Raw genomic sequence first — 22,500 nt, forward strand, 5'->3', positions numbered from 1 at the left:
TCATCCCAATTGCGCCATGGCTTGACGGAAGGCCGGCGGCAGGCTGTCGCCGAATTGAATCTTGCCATCCGCCTGGGTCAGGATGCCCATTCTCGCCAGCCATTGTTCGAACTCCGGCGCCGGTTTCAGGCCCAGGGTCTGGCGGGCGTAAAGGGCGTCGTGGAACGAGGTGGTCTGGTAGTTGAGCATGATGTCATCGGAGCCGGGGATGCCCATGATGAAGTTGATCCCGGCGACGCCCAGCAGGGTCAGCAACGTGTCCATGTCGTCCTGATCGGCTTCGGCGTGGTTGGTGTAGCAGATGTCGCAGCCCATCGGTACGCCGAGCAGCTTGCCGCAGAAGTGATCTTCAAGGCCGGCGCGGATGATCTGTTTACCGTTGTAGAGGTATTCCGGGCCGATGAATCCTACGACGGTGTTGACCAAAAACGGCTTGAAATGACGCGCCACAGCGTAGGCACGGGTCTCGCAGGTCTGTTGATCGATGCCGTGGTGGGCGTTGGCTGACAGGGCACTGCCCTGGCCGGTCTCGAAATACATCAGGTTCTGGCCCAGGGTGCCGCGATTCAGGCTCAGCCCGGCGTCGTAACCTTCCTGCAGGACATTCAGGTTGATGCCGAAACTGGCGTTGGCCGCTTCGGTGCCGGCGATCGACTGGAACACCAGGTCCAGCGGAACCCCGCGATTGATCGCCTCGATGGAGGTGGTGACGTGGGTCAGCACACAGGCCTGGGTCGGGATTTCGTAGCGCTGAATGATTGCATCGAGCATTTCCAGCATGGCGCAGATCGACGCGATGTTGTCGGTGGCCGGATTGATGCCGATCATCGCGTCCCCGTTTCCATACAGCAGGCCGTCGAGAATGCTCGCCGCAATGCCGGCCGGTTCGTCGGTGGGGTGGTTGGGTTGCAGGCGCGTGGATAAACGCCCGCGCAAGCCCATCGTGCCGCGGAATTTCGTGACCACGCGAATCTTTTGCGCCACCAGCACCAGATCCTGCACACGCATGATCTTGGAGACAGCGGCGACCATCTCCGGGGTCAGCCCGGGCGCCAGGGCGCGCAGGCTCTGTTCGTCGGCCGCGTCGCTCAGCAGCCAGTCGCGGAAGCCGCCGACGGTGAGGTGGCTGACGGCCATGAACGCATGTTTGTCGTGAGTGTCGATGATCAGTCGGGTGACCTCATCAGCCTCATAGGGAATCAGTACTTCCTGCAGGAAGTGAGTCAGCGGAATGTCAGCCAGGGCCATTTGCGCCGCTACGCGCTCGCCATCGTTGAGGGCGGCGACGCCGGCCAGAAAATCCCCGGAGCGCGCCGGACTGGCCTTGGCCATGACGTCCTTGAGGCTGTCGAAACGGAAGGTCAGGGCGCCGACCGTGTGAGCAAAACTTGCCATACAGATTCTCCGTGACGGCGCAGACAGGGCCTGCGCCGTAATTTCTGGCCGTTAGTGCAGGGCTTTTTCAGCGTTCTGAATGGCCGCGAATTCTTCTTCGGGCGTGCCTGCTACCAAGTGATGCCGACTGTAGAAAGCAAAGTAAGCAATTAACACTCCATAGATGATCGCAGCGCCAATCACTACGCGTGGGTCTACCAGAAAACCCGCTACTACGGCGATGCAAGCCAGCACCAACGCTACACCGGAGGTGAAAATACCGCCGGGCGTGCGATAGGGCCGATCCATTTTGGGGCGTCGAATGCGCAGTGTGATGTGCGCCGCCATCATCAGGACGTAGGAAATGGTCGCACCGAACACCGCTACCAGAATCAGCAAGTCACCCTGACCGGTCAGTGACAAGCCGAATCCGATGATGCCGGGGATAATCAGAGCCAGTACGGGCGCCTTGCTCTTGTTGGTTTCTGACAGTTTGCGCGGCAGGTAGCCGGCGCGGGACAGCGCGAAGATCTGTCGCGAATAGGCGTAGATGATCGAGAAGAAACTGGCAATCAGCCCGGCCAGGCCCACCAGATTGACGAAGTGGCCCATCCAGGTCGAGCCGCCATAGGCCTTGCTCAATGCTTCGACCAACGGATTGCCCGAGGTCAGCAGTGCATTGGCGCCCGCACCGCCCGGGCCGATGACCAGAATCAGCAGGGCAAAGCTCACCAGCACCAGCATGGCGCCGATCAAGCCGCGAGGCAGGTCGCGTTTCGGGTTTTTGGTTTCTTCTGCTGCCAACGGCACGCCTTCGACAGCGAGGAAGAACCAGATCGCGTAAGGAATTGCCGCCCAAACGCCGACGTAGCCGAAAGGCAGGAAGCTGCTGGCGCCCTTGGCGTCAGTCACTGGGATGTCGAGGAGATTGGCGACGTCGAAGTGCGGCACCATCGACACCAGGAACACGCCCAATGCCAGCGCGGCGATGGCGGTGATAACGAACATCAGTTTCAGGGCTTCGCCGACCCCGAAAATGTGAATGGCGATAAAGATGATGTAGAACGCCAGGTAAATCATCCAGCCACCAATGCCGAACAGTGACTCGCAATAGGCGCCGATAAACACCGCGATCGCCGCCGGAGCGATGGCGTATTCGATCAGGATCGCGGTGCCGGTCAGAAAACCGCCCCACGGTCCGAATGCGCTACGGGCAAAACCATAGCCGCCACCCGCGGTAGGGATCATCGACGACAGTTCCGCCAAGGAGAAGCACATGCACAGGTACATGGTCGCCATCAGTAACGTAGCGAGAAACATGCCGCCCCAGCCACCCTGGGCCAGGCCGAAGTTCCAACCCGCGTAATCGCCGGAGATGACGTAGGCCACGCCCAGACCCACCAGCAGGACCCAGCCTGCTGCACCTTTTTTCAGTTCCCGTTGTTGGAAATAGTCGGAGCCGACTTTTTCAAAGTCGACCGAGGAGGTAGCCGGCTGCACGCTGGCTTGATCGCTAGGCATAGGTTTCACCTGTTCTTATTGTTTTTGACCGGCGTGGTTGCCGGGTGGGAGCGAAGGCCCAATGTGCAGGCAAGCCCACTCCCAAGGAGAGTGGCTTGCCTGCGACAGTCGGTTTAGAAGAAGCCCAACGGATTGATGTCGTAGCTCACCAGCAGGTTTTTGGTCTGCTGATAGTGATCGAGCATCATCTTGTGAGTTTCACGGCCGACGCCGGACTTCTTGTAACCACCGAACGCGGCATGCGCCGGGTACAGGTGGTAGCAGTTGGTCCACACACGACCGGCCTTGATCGCTCGGCCCATGCGGTAGGCGCGGTTGATGTCGCGGGTCCAGAGGCCGGCACCCAGGCCGAACTCGGTGTCGTTGGCGATGGCCAGGGCTTCGGCTTCGTCCTTGAAGGTGGTGATGCTCACCACCGGGCCAAAGATTTCTTCCTGGAACACGCGCATTTTGTTGGTGCCCTTGAGCAGGGTCGGCTGGATGTAATACCCGGTCGCCAGGTTGCCCTCGAGTTTTTCCACCTTGCCGCCGGTCAGCAGCTCGGCGCCTTCGCCCTTGGCGATTTCCAGGTACGACAGGATTTTGTCGAATTGCTGCTCGGACGCCTGGGCGCCAACCATGGTGTCGGTGTCCAGCGGGTCGCCACGTTTGATCGACAGGACTTTTTTCATCACCACTTTCATGAAGTCGTCGTAGATCGACTCCTGCACCAGCGCGCGGGAAGGGCAGGTGCAGACTTCGCCCTGGTTGAAGAACGCCAGCACCAGGCCTTCGGCGGCTTTTTCGATGAAGGAAGGTTCGGCCTTCATGATGTCTTCGAAGAAGATGTTCGGCGACTTGCCACCCAGCTCCACGGTGGACGGAATGATGTTTTCGGCGGCGCATTTCATGATGTGCGAGCCGACCGGGGTCGAGCCGGTGAAGGCGATCTTGGCGATGCGTTTGCTGGTGGCCAGGGCTTCGCCGGCTTCTTTGCCGAAGCCTTGAACGACGTTCAGCACGCCCGGCGGCAGCAGGTCGCCGATCAGCTCCATCAGCACGGTAATGCCCAGCGGGGTTTGCTCGGCAGGCTTGAGCACCACGCAGTTACCGGCGGCCAGGGCCGGGGCGAGTTTCCAGGCGGCCATCAGGATCGGGAAGTTCCAGGGGATGATTTGCCCGACCACGCCCAGCGGTTCGTGGATGTGATAGGCCACGGTGTTGCCATCGATCTCGGCGGCGCTGCCTTCCTGGGCGCGGATGCAACCGGCGAAGTAGCGGAAATGGTCGGCGGCCAGCGGGATGTCGGCGTTGAGGGTTTCACGCACGGCTTTGCCGTTGTCCCAGGATTCGGTGATTGCCAGGACTTCCAGGTTCTGTTCAATGCGGTCGGCGATTTTCAGCAGCACCAGCGAACGCGCCTGGGCGGACGTGGCGCCCCAGGCATCGGCGGCGGCGTGGGCGGCGTCCAGGGCTTTGTCGATGTCTTCGGCCGTGGAGCGCGGGAATTCGGCAATCGGTTGGCCATTCACTGGCGAGGTATTGGTGAAGTACTGACCTTTGACAGGCGCGACGAACTCGCCGCCGATGTAGTTACCGTATTTGCTCTTGAACGAAACGATAGCGCCTTCAGTACCGGGGTGAGCGTAACGCATGGTGATTTCTCCTTGGCTTTTTGTGCTTATAAGGGAGAGCGCATGTGCGCTTGCTATAAGCGTAGAGCAAAGGTCGGGCCACTGCCCTGCAGGTCAGGCAAATCAAGGTCTTGCGCGTTTTTTGTCGGACGGGCGGGCGGCGCCTGTGACGATTCCGGTACAGCCCTCGTGACACTTTGTACCGCTTGTGGCACAGCTTGTGACCGGGCGGTCTTGCCAGCATTGCAATGCGCCGATGGCTGGAGGATGCTGGGCCACAAGATGTGTGTCAGCCCTTGATGGGGTTCAGCACAGCTCTCGGAGAGAACAATAAGAAATGCACGACAACCATTTGAGTCGCCATGCCCAACAAGTCTTGACCGTCACCCAGGGCAAATCCCACCTGCACGGTCCTGGCAGCGACCCGTCCATCGCCCGTTCATGGCTGCGCTGCCTTGAGGATTATCACCTCGACCCGGCCCTGACGATGGCACCGACGGTGCTGGAACACGGTCGGGTGCTGGAAAGCCGCGAACGCTTGCAGCAAGTGCTGCACATCGCCGGCAGCGAAATGACCAGTCTGCATCAGCAACTTTCCGGCGCCGGCCACGCCGTGCTACTCACCGACGCCCGTGGGGTGATCCTCAACTGCGTCACCGCACCGGCCGAACGGAAAATCTTCGAGCGCGCCGGCCTGTGGCTTGGCGCCGACTGGAGCGAAGCCTGCGAAGGCACCAACGGCATCGGCACCTGCCTGGTGGAGCGCCAGTCGCTGACCATTCACCAGGATGAACACTTTCGCGGCCGCCACACCGGCCTGACGTGCTCGGCGAGCCCGGTGTTCGACCCTCACGGCGAGCTGCTGGCGGTTCTCGATGTGTCCTCGGCGCGTCACGAAGTCTCACGTCAAAGCCAGTTCCACACCATGGCCTTGGTCAATCTCTCGGCGAAGATGATCGAGAGCTGCTATTTCCTGCGCTACTTCGACAATCAATGGTTGCTGCGCTTTCACCTGCAAGCCGAATCCGTCGGGCTGTTCAGCGAAGGCTTGCTGGCGTTCGACGGGGAAGGGCGGATCAGCGCGGTCAACCAGAGTGCGCTGAACTTGCTGGGGCATATTCGCGGTGGATTGCTGGGCAAGCCGGTGGAGGCGTTTTTCGATTGCTCGCTGGATGACTTGCTCGGCCGCGCCAGTGTCAACGCCAGCGCCAGTTGGCCGTTGCGCACCCGTGATGGGCGGAGTCTGTTTGCCGTGTTGCGCGGGCAGCCGCGCAGCATTCCGGTGCCGGTGGTGCCAGGTCCGACAATTGCCGAGCGTCCGCGCCTGTCGGGCATCTGCCTGGGCGACGCCGCGTTGCAGGAAGATTTCCGAAAATCCTTGAGAGTTTTCGAGCGAGACGTGCCGCTGTTGATCAATGGCGAAACCGGTTCCGGCAAAGAAGCCTTTGCCAAAGCCGTGCATCAGGCCAGCCAGCGGGCCGACAAGGCCTTCGTCGCCCTGAACTGCGCGGCGATCCCTGAAAGCCTGATCGAGAGCGAACTGTTTGGTTATCGCGGCGGCAGCTTTACCGGCGCGCGCAAGGAAGGCATGCGCGGCAAGTTGCAGCAGGCGGACGGCGGCACACTGTTCCTCGATGAAATCGGCGACATGCCGTTGGCGTTGCAAACCCGGCTATTAAGGGTGCTGGAAGATCGTCAGGTGGTGCCGATTGGCGGCGAGCCGGAGTCGGTCAATGTGCGGATCATCAGCGCCACTCACCGCCATTTACTGGAGCGGGTGCAGGACGGCAGCTTCCGCGAGGATTTGTATTACCGGCTCAATGGGCTGGAGATCGCATTGCCGGCGTTGCGTGAGCGAAGTGATAAATCGCAGTTGCTTGATTTTCTGCTGGCCGAGGAAGCGGGCGCAGAGACGGTGCTGATCGATGAGCCGGCCCGGCAAGCCTTGCTGGGTTTCGCCTGGCCGGGGAACGTGCGGCAGTTGCGCAATGTGCTGCGCACCTTGGCGGCGTTGTGTGACGACGGGCGGATCGGGCTGGAGGATTTGCCGGTGATGATTCGTCAGGTTCGACCGGTGCCGGTTGTGGCCGTTGAAGAGACTTCCGAACATCCGCTGGACGATGCCGAGCGGCTGGCGTTGCTGAATGCGCTGGAGCAGACCCGTTGGCACATGACCCATACCGCCGAGCAGCTCGGCGTCAGCCGTAACACCCTCTATCGAAAACTGCGCAAACACGGCATCGCCCGCTAGGCACGCCGTCACACTGTAGGAGCGAGGCTTGCCCGCGAAGAACGATTACGCGGTGTACTGGCGGAATCGTGTTATGGCCTTCGCGGGCAAGCCTCGCTGCTGCGGGTTTTGCGTTGACCCGAAACAAAGGTGCGAATTTTCCCACCCTACGCTAACCTGCGGCCATGTTTTACGAGGTCGACTATGCATATTCATATTCTTGGTATCTGCGGCACTTTCATGGGTTCGATGGCGGTTCTCGCCAAAGAGCTGGGCCATCACGTGACGGGCTCCGATGCCAACGTCTATCCGCCGATGAGCACTCAGCTTGAAGCGCAGGGCATTGAGTTGACCCAAGGCTACGACCCCACCCAACTCGATCCGGCGCCGGATCTGGTGGTGATCGGCAACGCCATGTCGCGCGGCAACCCGGCCGTCGAATACGTGTTGAACAAAGGCCTGCCCTACGTCTCCGGCCCGCAATGGCTGGCCGACCACGTGCTGCAAGGTCGCTGGGTCCTGGCCGTCGCCGGCACCCATGGCAAAACCACCACCAGCAGCATGCTTGCCTGGGTCCTGGAGCACGCGGGCATGAGCCCGGGCTTCCTGATCGGCGGCGTGCCGCAGAACTTCTCGGTGTCGGCGCGTCTGGGTGACACACCGTTCTTCGTCATCGAAGCCGACGAGTACGACAGCGCGTTCTTCGACAAGCGCTCCAAGTTCGTTCACTACCGCCCGCGCACGGCCATTCTGAACAACCTGGAATACGATCACGCCGACATCTTCCCGGATTTGCCCGCCATTGAGCGGCAGTTCCACCACTTGGTGCGAACCATCCCGAGCGAAGGCCTGGTGATTCACCCGACCACCGAGCCAGCGTTGCAGCGCGTCATCGAGATGGGCTGCTGGACCCCGGTGCAAACCACCGGTGCCGGCGGTCAGTGGCAGGTCAAGCTGCTGAGCGAAGACGGCTCCAGGTTCGAAGTGATGTTCGAAGGCGTCGCCCAAGGCGTCGTCGATTGGGACATGACCGGCCAGCACAACGTCGCCAACGCCCTGGCCACCCTGGCGGCTGCTCGCCACGTCGGCGTTGTACCGTCGATGGGCATCGCTGCATTGAGCGTCTTTAAAAGCGTGAAACGCCGGATGGAGAAAGTCGCCGAGGTTCGCGGCATTACCATCTACGACGACTTCGCTCACCACCCGACGGCCATTGCGACGACCCTCGACGGCCTGCGCAAACGCATCGGTGATGCGCCGTTGATTGCGATCATCGAGCCGCGCTCCAACTCCATGAAGCTCGGCGCTCACCGCGACGGCTTGCCGGAAAGCGTGGTCGATGCCGATCAAGTGATCTGGTATGCCCCCGCCAACCTCGGTTGGGACCTGGGCGCGACCGCCGCGTTGTGCACGGTGCCGTCGATCGTCAGCGACTCCCTGGAAGGCATCATCGAGCGCGTGAAGAGCCAGGCCCAGCCCGGCACCCACGTGGTGATCATGAGCAACGGCGGCTTCGGCGGCCTGCACGGCAAACTCGCCGAGGCGCTGCAATGAACAACGGCCCGGAACGCATCACCCTCGCGATGACGGGCGCTTCGGGCGCCCAGTACGGTTTACGTCTGCTCGACTGCCTGATCCGCGAAGACCGCGAGGTGCATTTCCTGATCTCCAAGGCGGCGCAACTGGTGATGGCCACCGAGACTGACGTCACGCTGCCGGCCAAACCGCAGACGATGCAGGCCTTCCTCACTGAGTACACCGGTGCGGCCGCCGGGCAGATCAAGGTGTACGGCAAGGAAGACTGGATGTCGCCAGTGGCCTCGGGGTCTGGTGCGCCCGCGGCGATGGTGGTGGTGCCGTGTTCCACCGGAACCTTGTCCGCGATCGCGACCGGTGCCTGCAACAACCTGATCGAGCGGGCTGCCGACGTGACGTTGAAAGAGCGTCGCCAGCTGATTCTGGTGCCGCGTGAAGCGCCGTATTCGAGCATTCATCTGGAGCATATGCTCAAGCTGTCGAACATGGGCGTGACGATATTGCCGGCGTCACCGGGCTTTTATCATCAGCCGCAGACGATCGATGACTTGATCGACTTTGTCGTGGCGCGGATTCTCAATCTGCTGAACATCCCGCAAGACATGCTGCCGCGCTGGGGCGAACACCATTTGAGCAGCGATGAATAAGCTGCTGATTGTTCTGTTGGCCCTGCAATTGGGGGGCTGCGCCACGGCGCGCACGCTGGACGCGGCCAAGCCTGGGGCGCCAGTGGTGTACGCGGGGACGCGCCTGGATTTGTATGCCCTGAATGGCGGTTGCTGCGCCATGGACCGGTTTGGCGCCGAAGCGCCGAGCTACCCCGGCGTCGACCTGCCGGCCAGCGCGTTGCTCGACACGCTGTTATTGCCGTTGTCATTGCTGACGGTGATCGGGGTGAGTTTCCAGGCGACGGGCGGGTTGTAGCGTTCGGCTTTGAATCGGTGTGCGCCCTTCGCGGGCAAGCCTCGCTCCTACGGGTTCTCCGTTGCCTGTGTAGGAGCGAGGTTTGCCCGCGAAGGCGCCCTCTCAGACACCAAAGGATTATTTGCCTAGCTTGCGCAGTTCATCCGATTCGACAATCCGTACCCCATCCTGCTCTTCCAGCGCCAGTCTCCACATGGCGCGAGCCAGTTGGCAGGCTTCGATGCCGCGGTACTTGCCAGGGATCAAGCGCGACAACGGCCCGACGAGTTGCTCGGCCGTGCGCGGTTCCAGTCGATCGCCCAGCAACAACGAAGGTCGGCAAATGGTCAGCTGCGGCCAGTCCTGCGCGCGCAATGCGTACTCCATCTCGCCTTTGACCCGGTTGTAGAAAATCGAGGATCTGCGATCGGCCCCCAGGGCACTGATCACGATCAGGTGCCGGGCACCCATTTCCCGTGCACGTTTGGCGAACGCCACCACCATGTCCAGGTCGACCGCACGAAAGGCTTGTTCGGAGCCAGCCTGCTTGATTGTGGTGCCGAGGCAGCAGTAGGCGATGTCGACGCGACCGTTCAGTTGCGGCAGAAACGCCGCCGCGTCGCCGACCGGGTTTTCCAGATGGGGATGCTCGGCCAGTGGCCGGCGTGAGGGGGCCAGTACCCTTGAAATCGTTGGCTCATTGAGCAGGCGATCAAGCAGATGTTCGCCGGTCAACCCGGTAGCTCCGGCAAGCAGTACATGCTGAGGCGTCAAGTACATAGTGTTTCCCCCTTGATACTGTTCAGCTTAGTTGCTCTTTGCATCCTTGCTGCTGATAGAGACACTTTGTAGCGCTTTTCGTGCCTGCTGTTTGCGCAAGAGTTGCCAGTGCGAGAGGACCGTTTTCGGCGCCCAGAGCTGCGGTTCAGAGGCCTCGAAGCCGTCAGCGAGTTCACGCTCTGCCACCGTGGCCTTGGCCAGCTTGAAGGCATGCTCCAGGTCGTCGGTCTGGTTCAGCGCCTGGGCGAACAGCGCGTCGCCGAAGTAGGTGAAATTGGCTTCTTCCGAGCAACCGAAGGACACCCGATCAGCGCGCGAGGCGGTCATGATCAGCGTGCGTTCATCCTTGAGCGCGGGGATGAAGCCGCCGGAATAGCAGGACGAAATCACCACGATCTTGTCGCGGTTCTTCAAGGGCGCGAGCACGGCGGCGAGTTCGTCGGCCGGCAGGTCGGCCAGTTCCATGCGCGGCTGGTCGAGCACCAGTTCATGTTCGCTGCTGCCATGGCTGGTCAGGTAGATGAAGATCAAGTCTTCCGGGCCACTGCGTTCGGCCAGGGTCATCGCGGCGCGGCGCAGGTTTTCCCGGGTGGCCATCGGCCGGTCGACGAGGTGATCGCGATGGTTCACCAGGCGGATCTGGCCGAAGGCGCCGAAGCGGCTGCTGAGCATGTTGCTGACGTAATCGGACTCGCGCAGGAACACACTCTGCTTGCCGTCGCCGCCCAGGGTCAAGGTGTACAGCTCGACCATCGGGGTCGAGGCTGGCACGTTGGACAGAGCGTCATCGAGTAACCGGCCCTGGGCCAGCAAGCCGAGCTCCAGGGTGTCGGGCAGCAACTTGCCGTCGGCATCGCGAACACGCTGGCCATTGACCCACGTTCCGCTTTGCACCGTGCCGTCGGTGAGCACCAGGGTGCCGCGCCCCGAGTAGCTGTCATTGTCGAACTGGCCGATGTAGAAGCTGCCGTCGGGCAGGTTCAATCGACCCTGGCCGGTAAAGCGCCAGTCGCTGAACTGGCCGATGTAATGACTGCCGTCAGCGCCGATCAACTCGCCCTTGCCGTTCAGCGAGCCTTCCTTGAACTGGCCCAGCCAGACATCGCCGTCGGCGTTTTCGTAGCGGCCCTTGCCGTGCAGTTGATTGTTCTTGAAGCCGCCGACATAGATGTCGCCGTCGGCGCTGTTGAAGGTCCCGTTGCCTTCCAGCTGACCGTCCTTGAAGTGCCCGGTGAACTGATTGCCGCTGGCGTCGCCGCGCTGCCCTTCACCGTTGGGTTTGCCATTGGCGAACTGGCCCTGGTAGGAACTGCCGTCGTCGAGTTCGAGACGCCCGAGCCCTGAATATTGATCGGCCCTGAATTCACCGCGATAGGTCATCGCGTTTTCTTTTAGCGTGCCTTCACCGTCACGGCGGCCGAGTTTGAATCCGCCGGTGTAGCTGCTGCCGCTGGTGGTCAGTGTGCCCTTGCCGTCAAACAGGCCTTGATTGAATTGGCCCCGATAGACTTCGCCGTTGCTGCCATGCCACTCGCCCTGGCCATGCCATTGCCCCTTGTCGAACTCGCCGGCGTACCAACTGCCGTTGGGGTAGTCGATGCGGCCCTGGCCTTGCAACAAGCCGTTGACCAGATCACCGCGATAGCGCCCGCCGTCCGGCAAGCGGGCGTCCGGGGGCAGCAGCGATTCGCCATCGCCGCAAGCGGTGAGTAACAGGGTCAGGGCGAGGAGTGCAAGTGAGCGCATAGCGGGATCCGGGCAATTATGCGACGGAGTATGCCGCAGCTATGTGTCGCATTTATAGAGACACGGCAGAGACACGGCGCGAAACAGCGTGAGCTGTTTCGCAATCAGACCTGTGTCAGACGAAACAGAGGGACAGCGGCTCGGCGATATACGCCGGTTTGTCCGAGCCTTCGATTTCAAGCGTGGCGGTGGCTTTGAGCAGCCATTGGCCGGGTTTTTTCTCGATGACTTCGTTCATGTCGACCTTGAGCCGAACCCTGGAGTTGACCTTTACTGGCTGGATGAAGCGCACGCTGTCCAGGCCATAGTTGACCACCATCTTCGCCCCTTGAGGGAGGATCAGGATGTCTTCCATCAGTTTCGGGATCAGCGACAGTGACAGGAATCCGTGTGCAATGGTGCTGCCAAATGGCGTTTGCGCGGCTTTGACCGGGTCGACGTGAATAAACTGATAATCGCCTGTGGCTTCTGCGAACAGGTTGATGCGCTCCTGATCGATGGTGAGCCATTCGGAACGTCCGAGTTCCTTGCCGACATAATCTTTGAGCTCTGCAACGGGAACATAGGGCATTGAGACTCTCCTTGGGTTTCATCGGATTTATAGTTTTTCGAGTGGGGGGATTTGGCCTCCCTGTGAACCACTTTAGATCAACATGGCAAATTGCTCCGGTCAACTGACCATGCTTTTGGCGAATGCCGATCCATAGCGTTGACGTGCTTATAATGCCCGGCCCCTTTTTGGTGGGGCGCGCGTGCGGGAGATGCTGGATGTTGTTACGTGGCCTGACCTGGCTGGTGCTGTTCCAATTGCTGGGCACAGCCATCAACCATTTGTTTTTACCGGTACTGCCCGGGCCGATTGTCGGCCTGCTGCTGTTGCTGGTGTACCTGATTTCGCGCGGGCAAGTCGGCGAGCCGTTGAACCTGGCCGCCAGCAGCCTGCTGCGCTATTTGCCTTTGCTGTTGGTGCCGCCGGCCGTGGGCGTGATGGTTTACGCCAAGGACATCGCCGCAGACTTCTGGGCCATTGCCGGCGCGCTGGTGTTGTCGCTGGTGCTGTCCATGGCGTTTGTCGGGGTGCTGATGCAGCGCATGGTCAAGCGTCATGCCCATCGCGGAGATCGCTCATGATCCTCGATTGGCAGGGTGCGCTGGACTCGGTGATTCATCACCCGTTGTTCGGCCTCGGCATTACGTTGGGCGCTTATCAACTGGTGCTGGCAGCCTTTGAAAAAACCCGCTGGATCTTTCTGCAACCGGTGCTGGTCTCCATGCTGTTGGTGATCGGTGTGCTGACGGTCTGTGGGATCACGTTTGTCGAGTACCGCAAGAGCACCGAGATCCTCAGCATCTTGCTCGGACCTGCGACCGTTGCGCTGGCAGTGCCGCTGTATCTCAATCTGCGACGCATTCGGCAGTTGTTCTGGCCGATTTTTACTACGCTGGTGATAGGCGGCGTGGTTGCCACGGGCATGGGCGTGTTGCTGGGTTGGTGGTTTGGCGCCGAACACATGATCCTGATGACGATGGCGCCGAAGTCAGTGACGTCGCCGATTGCCATGTTGGTGGCTGAGCAGATCGGTGGTGTCGCGGCGTTGGCCGCTGTGTTCGTGTTGATCACCGGCGTGATCGGTGCGATCTTCGGTCCGAGTATGCTGACCCGGCTGGGCGTGCACAGCCCTGAAGCCCGGGGCATGGCGCTGGGCATGACCGCCCATGCGGTCGGCACCTCGGTGGCCTTGCAGGAAAGTGAAGAATGCGGCGCTTTCGCGGCGCTGGCGATGAGTCTGATGGGCGTGGCCACGGCGGTGTTCCTGCCGTTGGCGGTGTCGATGGTGGTTTAAGGATATGTCTATGAGCTTGCCGCTTTTTCCGCTGAACACTGTGCTGTTTCCTGGCTGCATCCTCGACTTGCAGATCTTCGAGGCGCGCTACCTGGACATGATCGGCAGTTGCATGAAAAAGGGCGTCGGCTTCGGCGTTGTGTGCATTCTCGACGGCGAAGAAGTGGGCATCGCACCTGCGGGCTATGCGCTGGTCGGCTGCGAAGCGTTGATCACTGATTTCAAACAACAGGACAATGGCCTGCTGGGCATTCGCGTGCAGGGCGGGCGGCGTTTTCATGTGTTGCGCACCGAGGTACAGCGCGATCAATTGACCGTCGCTGAGGTCGAGTGGCTGGAAGACGAACCTGAACAGCCGCTGCAGGATGAGGATGCGGACCTGGTCGCCCTGCTCAAGGCATTGGCCGAACACCCGATGGTCGAAGCCTTGAACATGGGCACCGAAGCGACCGGGCAACAGTCACTGGCCAATCAGCTGGCCTATCTGCTGCCGTTTGCCGAAGTGGACAAGATCGACCTGCTGCAACTCGATGATCCCCAGCAGCGGCTGGATGCGATCCAGGCGCTGTTGGACGAGTTGCAGGGTGAGTTGTTTGCCTAGTTGTACTTTGTATTAAGTTCTTCGGTTCGCCACTATTGTCTTCGTAAAGCTCAGTCAGTAGTTTGCAGTTATTCGCATGGAGCGGATAACGGTTAACTATATGGATGTGGTTATGACGCTATATGAAGATGAATGGATGTTCTGGGATGATATTGCCGGGCGCTATATTTTAAAGCACGCGAGCAACGATCCGAATACGGCTAATATTATTGATGCCGCTGCTTACTATGCCGATTCAATGGTTGTCGCTCGACGTAAGCGCAAGCGCGTAAAACTTCCAGTCTCCGGTACTGCTGTCGATACTTCAAACGCTCCGACGGCTCTTTAGTACACGACTTATAAACTATTCGGCAACGGACTGGGTTTTGCGCGTCTTGCTGAAAAAAATTGAGTGAACAGCATCTTGAGGTGATTGATGTCCCTGGAAAATCAAAGCAGTGCATTTACCGCTAACCTTTACGTCAACGGCACGCCGGTGGTGCTTAACCAGCAGCGCCTGAAGCTTAGGCTGCGTGACCCGCGAATCACCCGGCGCGAACGCCTGGACGTGGAGGTGGCATTGGCGAGTGACGACAGCACAAGTATTCTGACGCTCGCCGATCATGAGGATGACAAGCCTCTATTGTTGAAGTTTGTGCCCAAGGCTGGCAAGTATGAAGTGCTGGCCGTTATTCGAGGCGCCTATGAAGGTGGTCATTTGACGGTTAATGTCGGAACCCGTCATCTATATATGAATAGCGGTTCGGAAGGTGCCAGGTTTTCGATACGTAAGCATGGGGTGGACCAAGCGAGTTTTGATGATTTTGCTGCCGGTCCAGGGTATGTGCAGCTCGTGAGTGAGCTTAATGGTCGGCCGCTCTATCTGGCAAACGACAAGGGGAAAGTGCATTTTAAAGATGTTGATCCTAATACCTCCAAGCATGATGCGTTCAACAATGATCCCGTCAACTTCGTGATCAAGATTGTTGATAAGCCGGGTGAGGAGCGCAAATAAAAAAACGCCATCAGTTTTGCAAGCTGATGGCGTGTACCTCATCAGGCAACAGCCTAATACGCATATCTCAACATTGCATTCGGCAAATGTCGCAATGCAAAGAACCCGAACAACGCCACCATCGCCGGCAATACCAGCCACCAGATCTTGGGTGGCATGGCATTGAGCGGTGTCTGGCGCTGGCTCAGCCACAAGCTGGCGGCACACACGCACGCCGCCAGCATCGCGCCGGCCAATATATCCGTTGGCCAATGTGCGCCCAGGTACACCCGGGACAGGGCGATTGTCAGGGCCGGCAAACAACCCAGCAGCAACCAGGTCAGGCGCATCCGCGGCGGCTGACCGCGACCGGCCAGCACGGCGAGGGTCAGGAACAACGCGAAGGCGCCCGATGCATGGCCGCTGGGCATGCTGTAGCTGGTCAGTGGATCGCTCAGTACTTCCGGGCGCACGCGGGCGAAAAATTGTTTGGTGAACGTGTTGCCGAGCGCGGTGAAGAGCAGGGTGCCACCGGCGAAAATCGCCTGGCGCCACTGCCGGGTGAGCAACAGCAAGCCGGTCAGCAGGGCGCTGAACACCAGCATGTTGCGGAATTCGCCGATCAGCGTGAAGGTGACGGCCAGTTCATCGAGCATCGGGCTGCGATGTTCCTGCACCAGGGTCATCACGCCTTGGTCGAGCGCGGTCAGGTGCGGGTAGCCGATAAACAGCCCTGCCAGAATTAACAGGCCGAGGCCGGCTATATAGGCGGTGGCGTGGCGATGGCGGCGCAGGCTGCTGGTTACGCTCAAGCCGATCATTACCGCAATGCTGCCGGCGACGATCCCTGCCTCAGGCCAGAACCCGTCGGGCAATGGCAAGCGAATCGCTGCGCCCGTGGCCCAGCCAGGCAGCAAGTACGCGACGCTCCAGCCCGCGGCGGCCAGCAAACTGACAGCGGCGAAACGCGGGAACGGCATGTCGAACATCCCGGCAACCATCGGCAGCATCGGGCGTAGCGGGCCGATAAAACGTCCGACCAACAGGCTGGCAATACCGTATCGCTGGAAATACGCCTCGGCGCCGGCGATCCATTCCGGATGGTGGCGTAACCCCGGCAGGCGCCGGATATTCTGGTGGAAATGTCGACCGATGAAGTACGAAACGATGTCGCCCAGAACGCCAGCGGTAAATCCCAGCAATAGCGTTTCGCTCAATGACAGCGCCCCGCTGCCGGCCAGTACCGCCACGGCGAACAGCAACACTGTGCCGGGCACAATCAGCCCGGCAATCGCCAGGCACTCCACGAATGCCACGATGAACACCGCCGCGGCCAGCCATTGCGGGTTAGCCGCCAGCCAACCGGTCACGCTATCGAGCCATGGGCCCATAAAAACAACTCCCTCTGATGTTCAATTGGGCTCGAAAGGCGCGCACGCAACCTTCCAGGCACCACAAGTCCCCTGTAGGAGCGAGCCTGCTCGCGATAGCGGACGGACATTCGAAACCGATGTCGCCTGATACTTGCTATCGCGATCAGGCTCGCTCCCACAGGGATTTTCCATCTTCAAGTCAGCAAAAAATAATCGCGACCTTCGACCTGTCCCCGTCGCAGCGGGTTCCGCGTGCAATATGGCGCGTAAGCCGCATCGACGAAGCGATACATCAAATGTTCGTCGCGTCCGTGGGGAATGCCCAAGCGCGTGGTCTGGATGATGTGAGCAGGCGCCGGGCCGACGTCTTCGACCAGCAACACATCATGGTCAAAACGCTTGGCATCCCAGACGGGCACCTTCAACCCCAGCGACTTGCACAACAACGTCTGCCCGGCGCAGAGCTTTTGCGTCGGGCGAGGACGACCCTGGGCGTCGGGATTGTTCAACAGCATCTGCGCCAGGCTCGCCGGCCCGCTTAGCTCGTCGACCCACGGATAGGCAGATTTGATCAGCACCGCGTTGCCCGGCCCATGGGCGCTGAAGTTCAGGGAATCACCGCCGCGGGCGTAATACATATAGATGTGCCCGCCATCCAGAAACAAAGCCTTACGCTTTTCTGTGTAGCCGAGGGACGCGTGGCTGCCTTTTTCTTCGCAGTAATAGGCTTCGGTTTCGATAATCCGGGCGCTCAGCCACAGGTCGCCGACCCTATGACGGATGACCTTGCCCAGTAAATCCCGGGCCAGGGTTTGCGCATCGCGGTCAAAAAATGCGTCCGGGAGCCCCATGGGCAGGCGTGCAGCGGACGCTCGAACAGTCAGGTTGGACATGATGAACGGTGTTTATCAAGGCTGATTGAGTCGTGATGATAACAATGTGCAGCTTAATCCCGGCTGAACGTCGGCAAATTGCCCTCCATTTCGACCATCCGCCCGTCACCGCTGTTAGTCCCGGGACGCGACAGCTATAATCTGCCGCTTTACTCTTTACCAAGACCTTAGCAAAGACCCCCACAGACCATGACTGAGTCCGTTCTTGACTATATGACCCGCCTGGGTCGCGCCGCCCGCGAGGCTTCTCGCGTCATTGGCCGTGCCAGCACTGCGCAGAAGAACCGCGCGTTGCAGGCGGCTGCCAATGCGCTGGACGCTGCACGCGCCGAGCTGACGGCTGCCAATGAACTGGATTTGGCCGCAGGCCGCGCCAATGGTCTTGAACCGGCATTGCTTGAGCGTCTGGCGCTGACCCCGGAGCGCATCGACGGCATGATCGTCGGTTTGCGTCAGGTGGCGGCACTTCCGGACCCGGTTGGCGCGATTCGCGACATGAGTTTCCGGCCGTCGGGCATCCAGGTCGGCAAGATGCGCGTGCCGTTGGGCGTGATCGGGATCATCTACGAATCCCGGCCGAACGTAACCATCGACGCCGCGAGCCTTTGCCTGAAGTCGGGCAATGCGACGATCCTGCGTGGCGGTTCCGAGGCAATCAATTCCAATCGCGCCATTGCCGCCTGCATCCAGCGCGGCCTGGCCGAAGCCGAGCTGCCGGCTGCCGTGGTGCAAGTGGTCGAAACCACCGATCGTGCGGCCGTTGGCGCGTTGATCACCATGCCGGAATACGTCGACGTCATCGTGCCCCGTGGTGGCCGTGGCCTGATCGAACGCGTCAGCCGCGATGCCCGCGTGCCGGTGATCAAACATCTGGACGGCATCTGCCACGTCTACGTCAGCGCCCACGCCGATCTGCCGAAAGCCCAGCGCATCGCCTTCAATGCCAAGACTTACCGTTACGGCATCTGCGGTGCGATGGAGACGCTGCTGGTGGATCAAGCCGTTGCCAAGGATTTCCTGCCGTCGATGGCTGCACAGTTCCGCGAAAAAGGCGTCGAACTGCGCGGTTGCGAACGTACCCGGGCGATCATCGATGCCGTGGCGGCCAGCGAAGAAGACTGGAGCACCGAATACCTGGCGCCGATTCTTTCGATCCGCGTCGTTGACGGGCTGGACCAGGCGATCGAACACATCAATCAGTACGGTTCGCATCACACCGACTCGATCGTCAGCGAAAACCTCGCCGACACCCGGCGTTTTGTGGCGGAGGTCGATTCGTCATCGGTGATGATCAACACGCCGACCTGCTTCGCCGATGGCTTTGAATACGGATTGGGTGCCGAGATTGGCATTTCTACTGATAAGCTGCACGCCCGCGGCCCGGTGGGTCTCGAAGGTCTGACCTGCGAGAAGTACATCGTGGTCGGTGATGGCCAGTTGCGCGGCCAGGCGTCGGTCTGACTTGGGCGACCTCAAACCGTCAGCACCGCAAACTGCCAGCGAGCCTGCGCCAAGACGCATTGGCGTGCTGGGCGGGACGTTCGACCCGGTGCATATCGGCCATTTGCGCGGTGCGCTGGAAGTCGCCGAGTCGCTGTCGCTCGATGAGTTACGCCTGACACCCAGTGCCAGGCCGCCGCATCGCGGTACGCCGCAGGTGTCGGCAAAGGACCGTCTGGCGATGGTCGAGTGCGCGGTGGCCGGTGTGGCGCCGTTGGTGGTGGACGCCCGCGAATTGCAGCGGGACAAACCGTCCTACACCATCGACACCCTGGAACTGATGCGCGCCGAACTGGCCGCCTCTGACCAGGTTTTTCTACTTTTGGGCTGGGACGCATTTTGCGGCCTGCCCACTTGGCACCGCTGGGAAGAGTTGCTCCAGCATTGCCACATCCTGGTGCTGCAACGCCCGGATGCCGACAGCGAACCGCCGGATGCCTTGCGCAATCTGTTGGCGGCACGCTCGGTGAGCGACCCGCTGGCCCTCAAAGGGCCGAGCGGACAGATTGCATTCGTCTGGCAGACGCCGCTCGCGGTATCCGCCACCCAGATCCGTCAACTGCTGGCCAGCGGTAAGTCGGTACGTTTCCTGGTGCCCGACGCGGTCCTGGCCTACATCGATGCGCACGGTCTCTACCGTGCGTCGAACTGAAAAGAGGGCACGCTTCCAGGCACGTAATGACGTGTATTGAAGCGCCCGAACATACGAGCAAAACGAGTTTTATATGACGAACAAAGACGTAACTAAAGTAAAGCGCAAAGGCACGTTCAAAAGCGCCCCGCTGCCTGAGCCGGTTCTCACCACTGAACCTCTGAAAGGTGACGAGCTGGTCAAGGTGGCCGTAGCCGCCCTGGAAGACGTGAAGGGCCAGGACATCCAGGTCATCGACGTTCGTGAAAAGCAGAGCATCACTGACTACATGATCATCGCGACCGGTACCTCCAACCGCCAGATCGGCGCGATGCTGGACAAGGTTCGCGAAGCCGTCAAAGCCCTGGGCGTCAAGCCACTGGGTGAAGAAGGCAAGGGCGACAGCGACTGGGTGCTGCTGGATATGGATGATGTCATCGTGCACATGATGACCGCCTCGGCTCGTCAGTTTTACGACCTCGAGCGTCTGTGGTCCGGTGCAGAGCAGAGCCGTGCTCTGAACGCGGCTCACCACAGCCCGGAAAACACCCATGAGCACTTCGTCAAGCTCAACAAAGACCAGCAATAAGGGACCGCTGTGCGACTGCGACTGATCGCCGTCGGCTCCCGCATGCCCAAGTGGGTGGAAGAAGGCTGGCATGAATATGCCAAGCGTCTTCCGTCCGAGCTGGCGCTGGAACTGGTGGAAATACCGCTCAACACCCGTGGCAAGAACGCCGACGTGGCGCGCTTCATCCGTCAGGAAGGCGAAGCCATGCTGGCCAAGGTCGGGCCGAATGAGCGTGTTGTGACCCTGGAAGTCCACGGCAAGCCTTGGAGCACCGAGCAGTTGGCGGTCGAGCTCGATCGCTGGCGGCTGGACTCGCGCACGGTGAACTTCATGGTCGGCGGCCCCGAAGGGCTGGCGCCGGAAGTCTGTGCGCGGGCCGATCAGCGCTGGTCGTTGTCGCCGTTGACGTTGCCGCACCCGCTGGTGCGGATTCTGATCGGTGAACAGCTGTATCGTGCCTGGACAGTTCTGTCCGGCCACCCTTACCACAAGTAGTTCTGCCCTCATGCCCCAGCCGATCCGCATCAAGGACCACGAAAAAGACGCCCGTCTGGTGCGTGGCCGCGTCGTGTTCGGGGCTATTGCGGTGGTGTTGCTGATCTGCGTGCTGATCGCGCGGCTGTATTTCCTCCAGGTGATTCAGTACGAGTACCACTCGACCCTGTCGGAAAACAACCGCGTCCACGTACAGCCGATTCCGCCGACCCGCGGGTTGATCTTCGACCGCAATGGCGTGGTGGTGGCCGATAACCGGCCCAGCTTCAGCCTGAGCATGACCCGCGAACGGTCCGGTGACTGGCAGCAAGTGCTCGACGTGATCGTCGAAGTGCTGGAGCTGACGCCCGAGGACCGGGTGATTTTCGAGAAGCGCATGCGTCAGGGGCGTCGTCCTTTCGAGCCGGTGCCGATCCTGTTCGAGCTGTCTGAGGAACAGATCGCCCGTATCGCGGTGAATCAGTTCCGTCTGCCGGGCGTGGAAGTGGTCGCGCAGTTGGTGCGTCACTACCCGCAGGGCCCGCACTTTGCGCACTCGGTGGGTTACATGGGGCGGATCAACGAGAAAGAGCTGAAGTCTCTCGATCCGGTCAATTACAGCGGCACGCATCACATCGGCAAAACCGGCATCGAGCGTTTCTACGAGCCGGAGCTGCACGGTCAGGTGGGCTACGAAGAAGTCGAAACCAACGCTCGCGGCCGCGTATTGCGCGTACTCAAGCGTACCGATCCGATTCCCGGCAAGGACATCGTCCTGAGCCTGGACATCAAATTGCAAGAAGCCGCCGAAGCCGCACTTGGCGGTCGTCGTGGCGCCGTGGTGGCGCTCGATCCGAAAACCGGCGAGGTGCTGGCGATGGTCAGTGCGCCGAGTTTCGATCCGAACCTGTTCGTCACCGGCATCAGCTTCAAGGCCTATGCCGAACTGCGCGATTCCATCGACCGGCCGCTGTTCAACCGCGTGCTGCGCGGTTTGTACCCGCCGGGTTCGACCATCAAGCCGGCGGTGGCGATTGCCGGCCTGGATGCCGGTGTCGTGACTGCATCAAGTCGGGTGTACGACCCCGGCTACTACCAGCTGCCCAACTATGACCACAAATACCGTAACTGGAACCGTACCGGTGACGGCTACGTGGACCTCGACACGGCGATCATGCGGTCCAACGACACCTATTTCTACGATCTGGCTCACAAACTGGGGATCGATCGGCTGTCGGCGTATATGAGCAAGTTCGGTATCGGCCAGAAGGTTTCGCTGGACATGTTCGAGGAGTCGCCGGGGCTGATGCCAACACGTGAGTGGAAGCGTGCAACCCGGCGTCAGGCCTGGTTCCCGGGCGAAACGCTGATTCTCGGGATTGGTCAGGGCTACATGCAATCAACGCCCTTGCAATTGGCCCAAGCCACAGCGCTGGTCGCGAGCAAGGGTGTCTGGAACCGTCCGCACCTGGCCAAGACCGTCGAAGGCGAGCGGCCGAAGGATGACAACCCGATGCCGGACATCATCCTGCGCGACCCGTCCGACTGGACCAAGGTCAACCATGGCATGCAGCAGGTGATGCACGGTGCCCGGGGTACGGCGCGCAAAGCGGCGATCGGTGCGCAATACCGCATCGCGGGCAAAAGTGGTACGGCCCAGGTGGTCGCGATCAAGCAGGGTGAGAAGTACGACCGCTCCAAGGTTCAGGAGCGCCATCGTGACCACGCCTTGTTCGTCGGCTTCGCACCGGCTGACAACCCGCAAATCGTGGTGTCGGTGATGGTCGAGAACGGCGAGTCCGGTTCCGGCGTCGCAGCGCCTGTGGTGCGTCAGATCATGGACGCCTGGCTTCTGGACCAGGACGGTCGGTTGAAGGCCGAATACGCCAGCCCTATCAGTGCGGAGGCTACGGCCCGTGAAGAGTAATTTCGATCGC

22 protein-coding genes are annotated in these 22,500 nt (G+C 60.7%); 14 read left to right on the forward strand and 8 right to left on the reverse strand.

Annotated elements, in window-relative coordinates:
* From AC1ROI_RS16240 to exaC, 3 genes are all read right to left on the reverse strand, one after another.
* Positions 1-1,395: an ethanolamine ammonia-lyase subunit EutB gene (locus tag AC1ROI_RS16240; protein WP_102593825.1), complete on the reverse strand. Its 1,395-nt coding sequence runs from the start codon at positions 1,393-1,395 to the stop codon at positions 1-3.
* Between the two features lie 51 nt (positions 1,396-1,446).
* Positions 1,447-2,895, reverse strand: coding sequence for an ethanolamine permease (gene eat / locus AC1ROI_RS16245; protein WP_077749222.1), 1,449 nt, complete (start codon positions 2,893-2,895; stop codon positions 1,447-1,449).
* Between the two features lie 113 nt (positions 2,896-3,008).
* Positions 3,009-4,529, reverse strand: coding sequence for an acetaldehyde dehydrogenase ExaC (gene exaC, locus AC1ROI_RS16250; protein ID WP_010467346.1), 1,521 nt, complete (start codon positions 4,527-4,529; stop codon positions 3,009-3,011).
* Positions 4,530-4,845: 316 nt separating this feature from the next.
* Between exaC and AC1ROI_RS16255 the strand changes: the two genes are divergently transcribed.
* The 4 genes from AC1ROI_RS16255 (at position 4,846) to AC1ROI_RS16270 (ending at position 9,198) form a co-directional block, all read left to right on the forward strand.
* Positions 4,846-6,759, forward strand: coding sequence for a sigma-54-dependent Fis family transcriptional regulator (locus tag AC1ROI_RS16255; RefSeq protein ID WP_010467347.1), 1,914 nt, complete (start codon positions 4,846-4,848; stop codon positions 6,757-6,759).
* Between the two features lie 183 nt (positions 6,760-6,942).
* The gene (mpl, locus tag AC1ROI_RS16260) at positions 6,943-8,292 is read left to right on the forward strand and encodes a UDP-N-acetylmuramate:L-alanyl-gamma-D-glutamyl-meso-diaminopimelate ligase (protein ID WP_102594342.1); all 1,350 of its coding nucleotides are present in this window, start codon (positions 6,943-6,945) and stop codon (positions 8,290-8,292) included.
* A complete protein-coding gene (gene ubiX, locus AC1ROI_RS16265) occupies positions 8,289-8,921 on the forward strand; it encodes a flavin prenyltransferase UbiX (RefSeq protein ID WP_010467349.1) in 633 nt (210 codons plus the stop codon). The genes mpl and ubiX overlap by 4 nt, the downstream gene beginning before the upstream one ends.
* Positions 8,914-9,198 (forward strand): YceK/YidQ family lipoprotein, encoded by a 285-nt coding sequence (locus AC1ROI_RS16270; RefSeq protein WP_010467350.1) that lies wholly within the window; start codon positions 8,914-8,916, stop codon positions 9,196-9,198. Before ubiX ends, AC1ROI_RS16270 begins: the two co-directional genes overlap by 8 nt.
* A 117-nt stretch (positions 9,199-9,315) precedes the next feature.
* Here AC1ROI_RS16270 and AC1ROI_RS16275 read toward each other — a convergent pair whose 3' ends face one another.
* From AC1ROI_RS16275 to AC1ROI_RS16285, 3 genes are all read right to left on the reverse strand, one after another.
* On the reverse strand, positions 9,316-9,957 hold the full coding sequence (locus AC1ROI_RS16275) for an oxidoreductase (RefSeq protein WP_010467351.1): 642 nt from the start codon (positions 9,955-9,957) through the stop codon (positions 9,316-9,318).
* 27 nt (positions 9,958-9,984) lie between these two features.
* Positions 9,985-11,703, reverse strand: coding sequence for a C13 family peptidase (locus AC1ROI_RS16280; protein WP_102594341.1), 1,719 nt, complete (start codon positions 11,701-11,703; stop codon positions 9,985-9,987).
* A gap of 115 nt (positions 11,704-11,818) precedes the next feature.
* Entirely contained in the window at positions 11,819-12,274 is a 456-nt protein-coding gene (locus tag AC1ROI_RS16285; protein ID WP_010467353.1) for a MaoC family dehydratase, read from the reverse strand.
* A 197-nt stretch (positions 12,275-12,471) separates the two neighbouring features.
* Here AC1ROI_RS16285 and AC1ROI_RS16290 point away from each other — a divergent pair, with 197 nt between their 5' ends.
* The 5 genes from AC1ROI_RS16290 to AC1ROI_RS16310 all read left to right on the forward strand — a co-directional run bounded on the left by AC1ROI_RS16290 (position 12,472) and on the right by AC1ROI_RS16310 (position 15,142).
* Positions 12,472-12,834, forward strand: a complete 363-nt coding sequence (locus AC1ROI_RS16290) for a CidA/LrgA family protein (RefSeq protein ID WP_010467354.1) — start codon at positions 12,472-12,474, stop codon at positions 12,832-12,834.
* Complete coding sequence (locus AC1ROI_RS16295; protein WP_010467355.1) at positions 12,831-13,547, forward strand: LrgB family protein; 717 nt, start codon at positions 12,831-12,833, stop codon at positions 13,545-13,547. The genes AC1ROI_RS16290 and AC1ROI_RS16295 overlap by 4 nt, the downstream gene beginning before the upstream one ends.
* 10 nt (positions 13,548-13,557) lie before the next feature.
* Positions 13,558-14,148: an LON peptidase substrate-binding domain-containing protein gene (locus AC1ROI_RS16300; RefSeq protein ID WP_010467356.1), complete on the forward strand. Its 591-nt coding sequence runs from the start codon at positions 13,558-13,560 to the stop codon at positions 14,146-14,148.
* A 112-nt stretch (positions 14,149-14,260) separates the two neighbouring features.
* Entirely contained in the window at positions 14,261-14,476 is a 216-nt protein-coding gene (locus tag AC1ROI_RS16305) for a hypothetical protein (protein WP_102594344.1), read from the forward strand.
* 87 nt (positions 14,477-14,563) lie between these two features.
* Positions 14,564-15,142, forward strand: a complete 579-nt coding sequence (locus AC1ROI_RS16310) for a hypothetical protein (protein WP_010467358.1) — start codon at positions 14,564-14,566, stop codon at positions 15,140-15,142.
* A 53-nt stretch (positions 15,143-15,195) separates the two neighbouring features.
* Here AC1ROI_RS16310 and AC1ROI_RS16315 read toward each other — a convergent pair whose 3' ends face one another.
* Together AC1ROI_RS16315 and AC1ROI_RS16320 are read right to left on the reverse strand one after the other, a co-directional pair.
* A complete protein-coding gene (locus AC1ROI_RS16315) occupies positions 15,196-16,512 on the reverse strand; it encodes a bifunctional DedA family/phosphatase PAP2 family protein (protein ID WP_010467359.1) in 1,317 nt (438 codons plus the stop codon).
* A 176-nt stretch (positions 16,513-16,688) separates the two neighbouring features.
* Positions 16,689-17,387 (reverse strand): DNA-3-methyladenine glycosylase, encoded by a 699-nt coding sequence (locus AC1ROI_RS16320; RefSeq protein WP_102594340.1) that lies wholly within the window; start codon positions 17,385-17,387, stop codon positions 16,689-16,691.
* A gap of 189 nt (positions 17,388-17,576) precedes the next feature.
* Between AC1ROI_RS16320 and AC1ROI_RS16325 the strand changes: the two genes are divergently transcribed.
* The 5 genes from AC1ROI_RS16325 to mrdA all read left to right on the forward strand — a co-directional run bounded on the left by AC1ROI_RS16325 (position 17,577) and on the right by mrdA (position 22,490).
* Positions 17,577-18,848, forward strand: coding sequence for a glutamate-5-semialdehyde dehydrogenase (locus AC1ROI_RS16325; RefSeq protein ID WP_102594339.1), 1,272 nt, complete (start codon positions 17,577-17,579; stop codon positions 18,846-18,848).
* A gap of 1 nt (position 18,849) precedes the next feature.
* Positions 18,850-19,539 (forward strand): nicotinate-nucleotide adenylyltransferase, encoded by a 690-nt coding sequence (nadD, locus tag AC1ROI_RS16330; RefSeq protein ID WP_169858290.1) that lies wholly within the window; start codon positions 18,850-18,852, stop codon positions 19,537-19,539.
* A gap of 73 nt (positions 19,540-19,612) precedes the next feature.
* The gene (gene rsfS / locus AC1ROI_RS16335) at positions 19,613-20,107 is read left to right on the forward strand and encodes a ribosome silencing factor (protein WP_010467363.1); all 495 of its coding nucleotides are present in this window, start codon (positions 19,613-19,615) and stop codon (positions 20,105-20,107) included.
* Between the two features lie 9 nt (positions 20,108-20,116).
* Positions 20,117-20,584, forward strand: coding sequence for a 23S rRNA (pseudouridine(1915)-N(3))-methyltransferase RlmH (gene rlmH / locus AC1ROI_RS16340; protein ID WP_007937439.1), 468 nt, complete (start codon positions 20,117-20,119; stop codon positions 20,582-20,584).
* A gap of 10 nt (positions 20,585-20,594) precedes the next feature.
* Positions 20,595-22,490 (forward strand): penicillin-binding protein 2, encoded by a 1,896-nt coding sequence (mrdA, locus tag AC1ROI_RS16345; protein WP_010467364.1) that lies wholly within the window; start codon positions 20,595-20,597, stop codon positions 22,488-22,490.
* Positions 22,491-22,500 lie beyond the last annotated feature (10 nt).

This window comes from Pseudomonas sp. GW823-FHT02C02 (genome assembly GCF_058797635.1).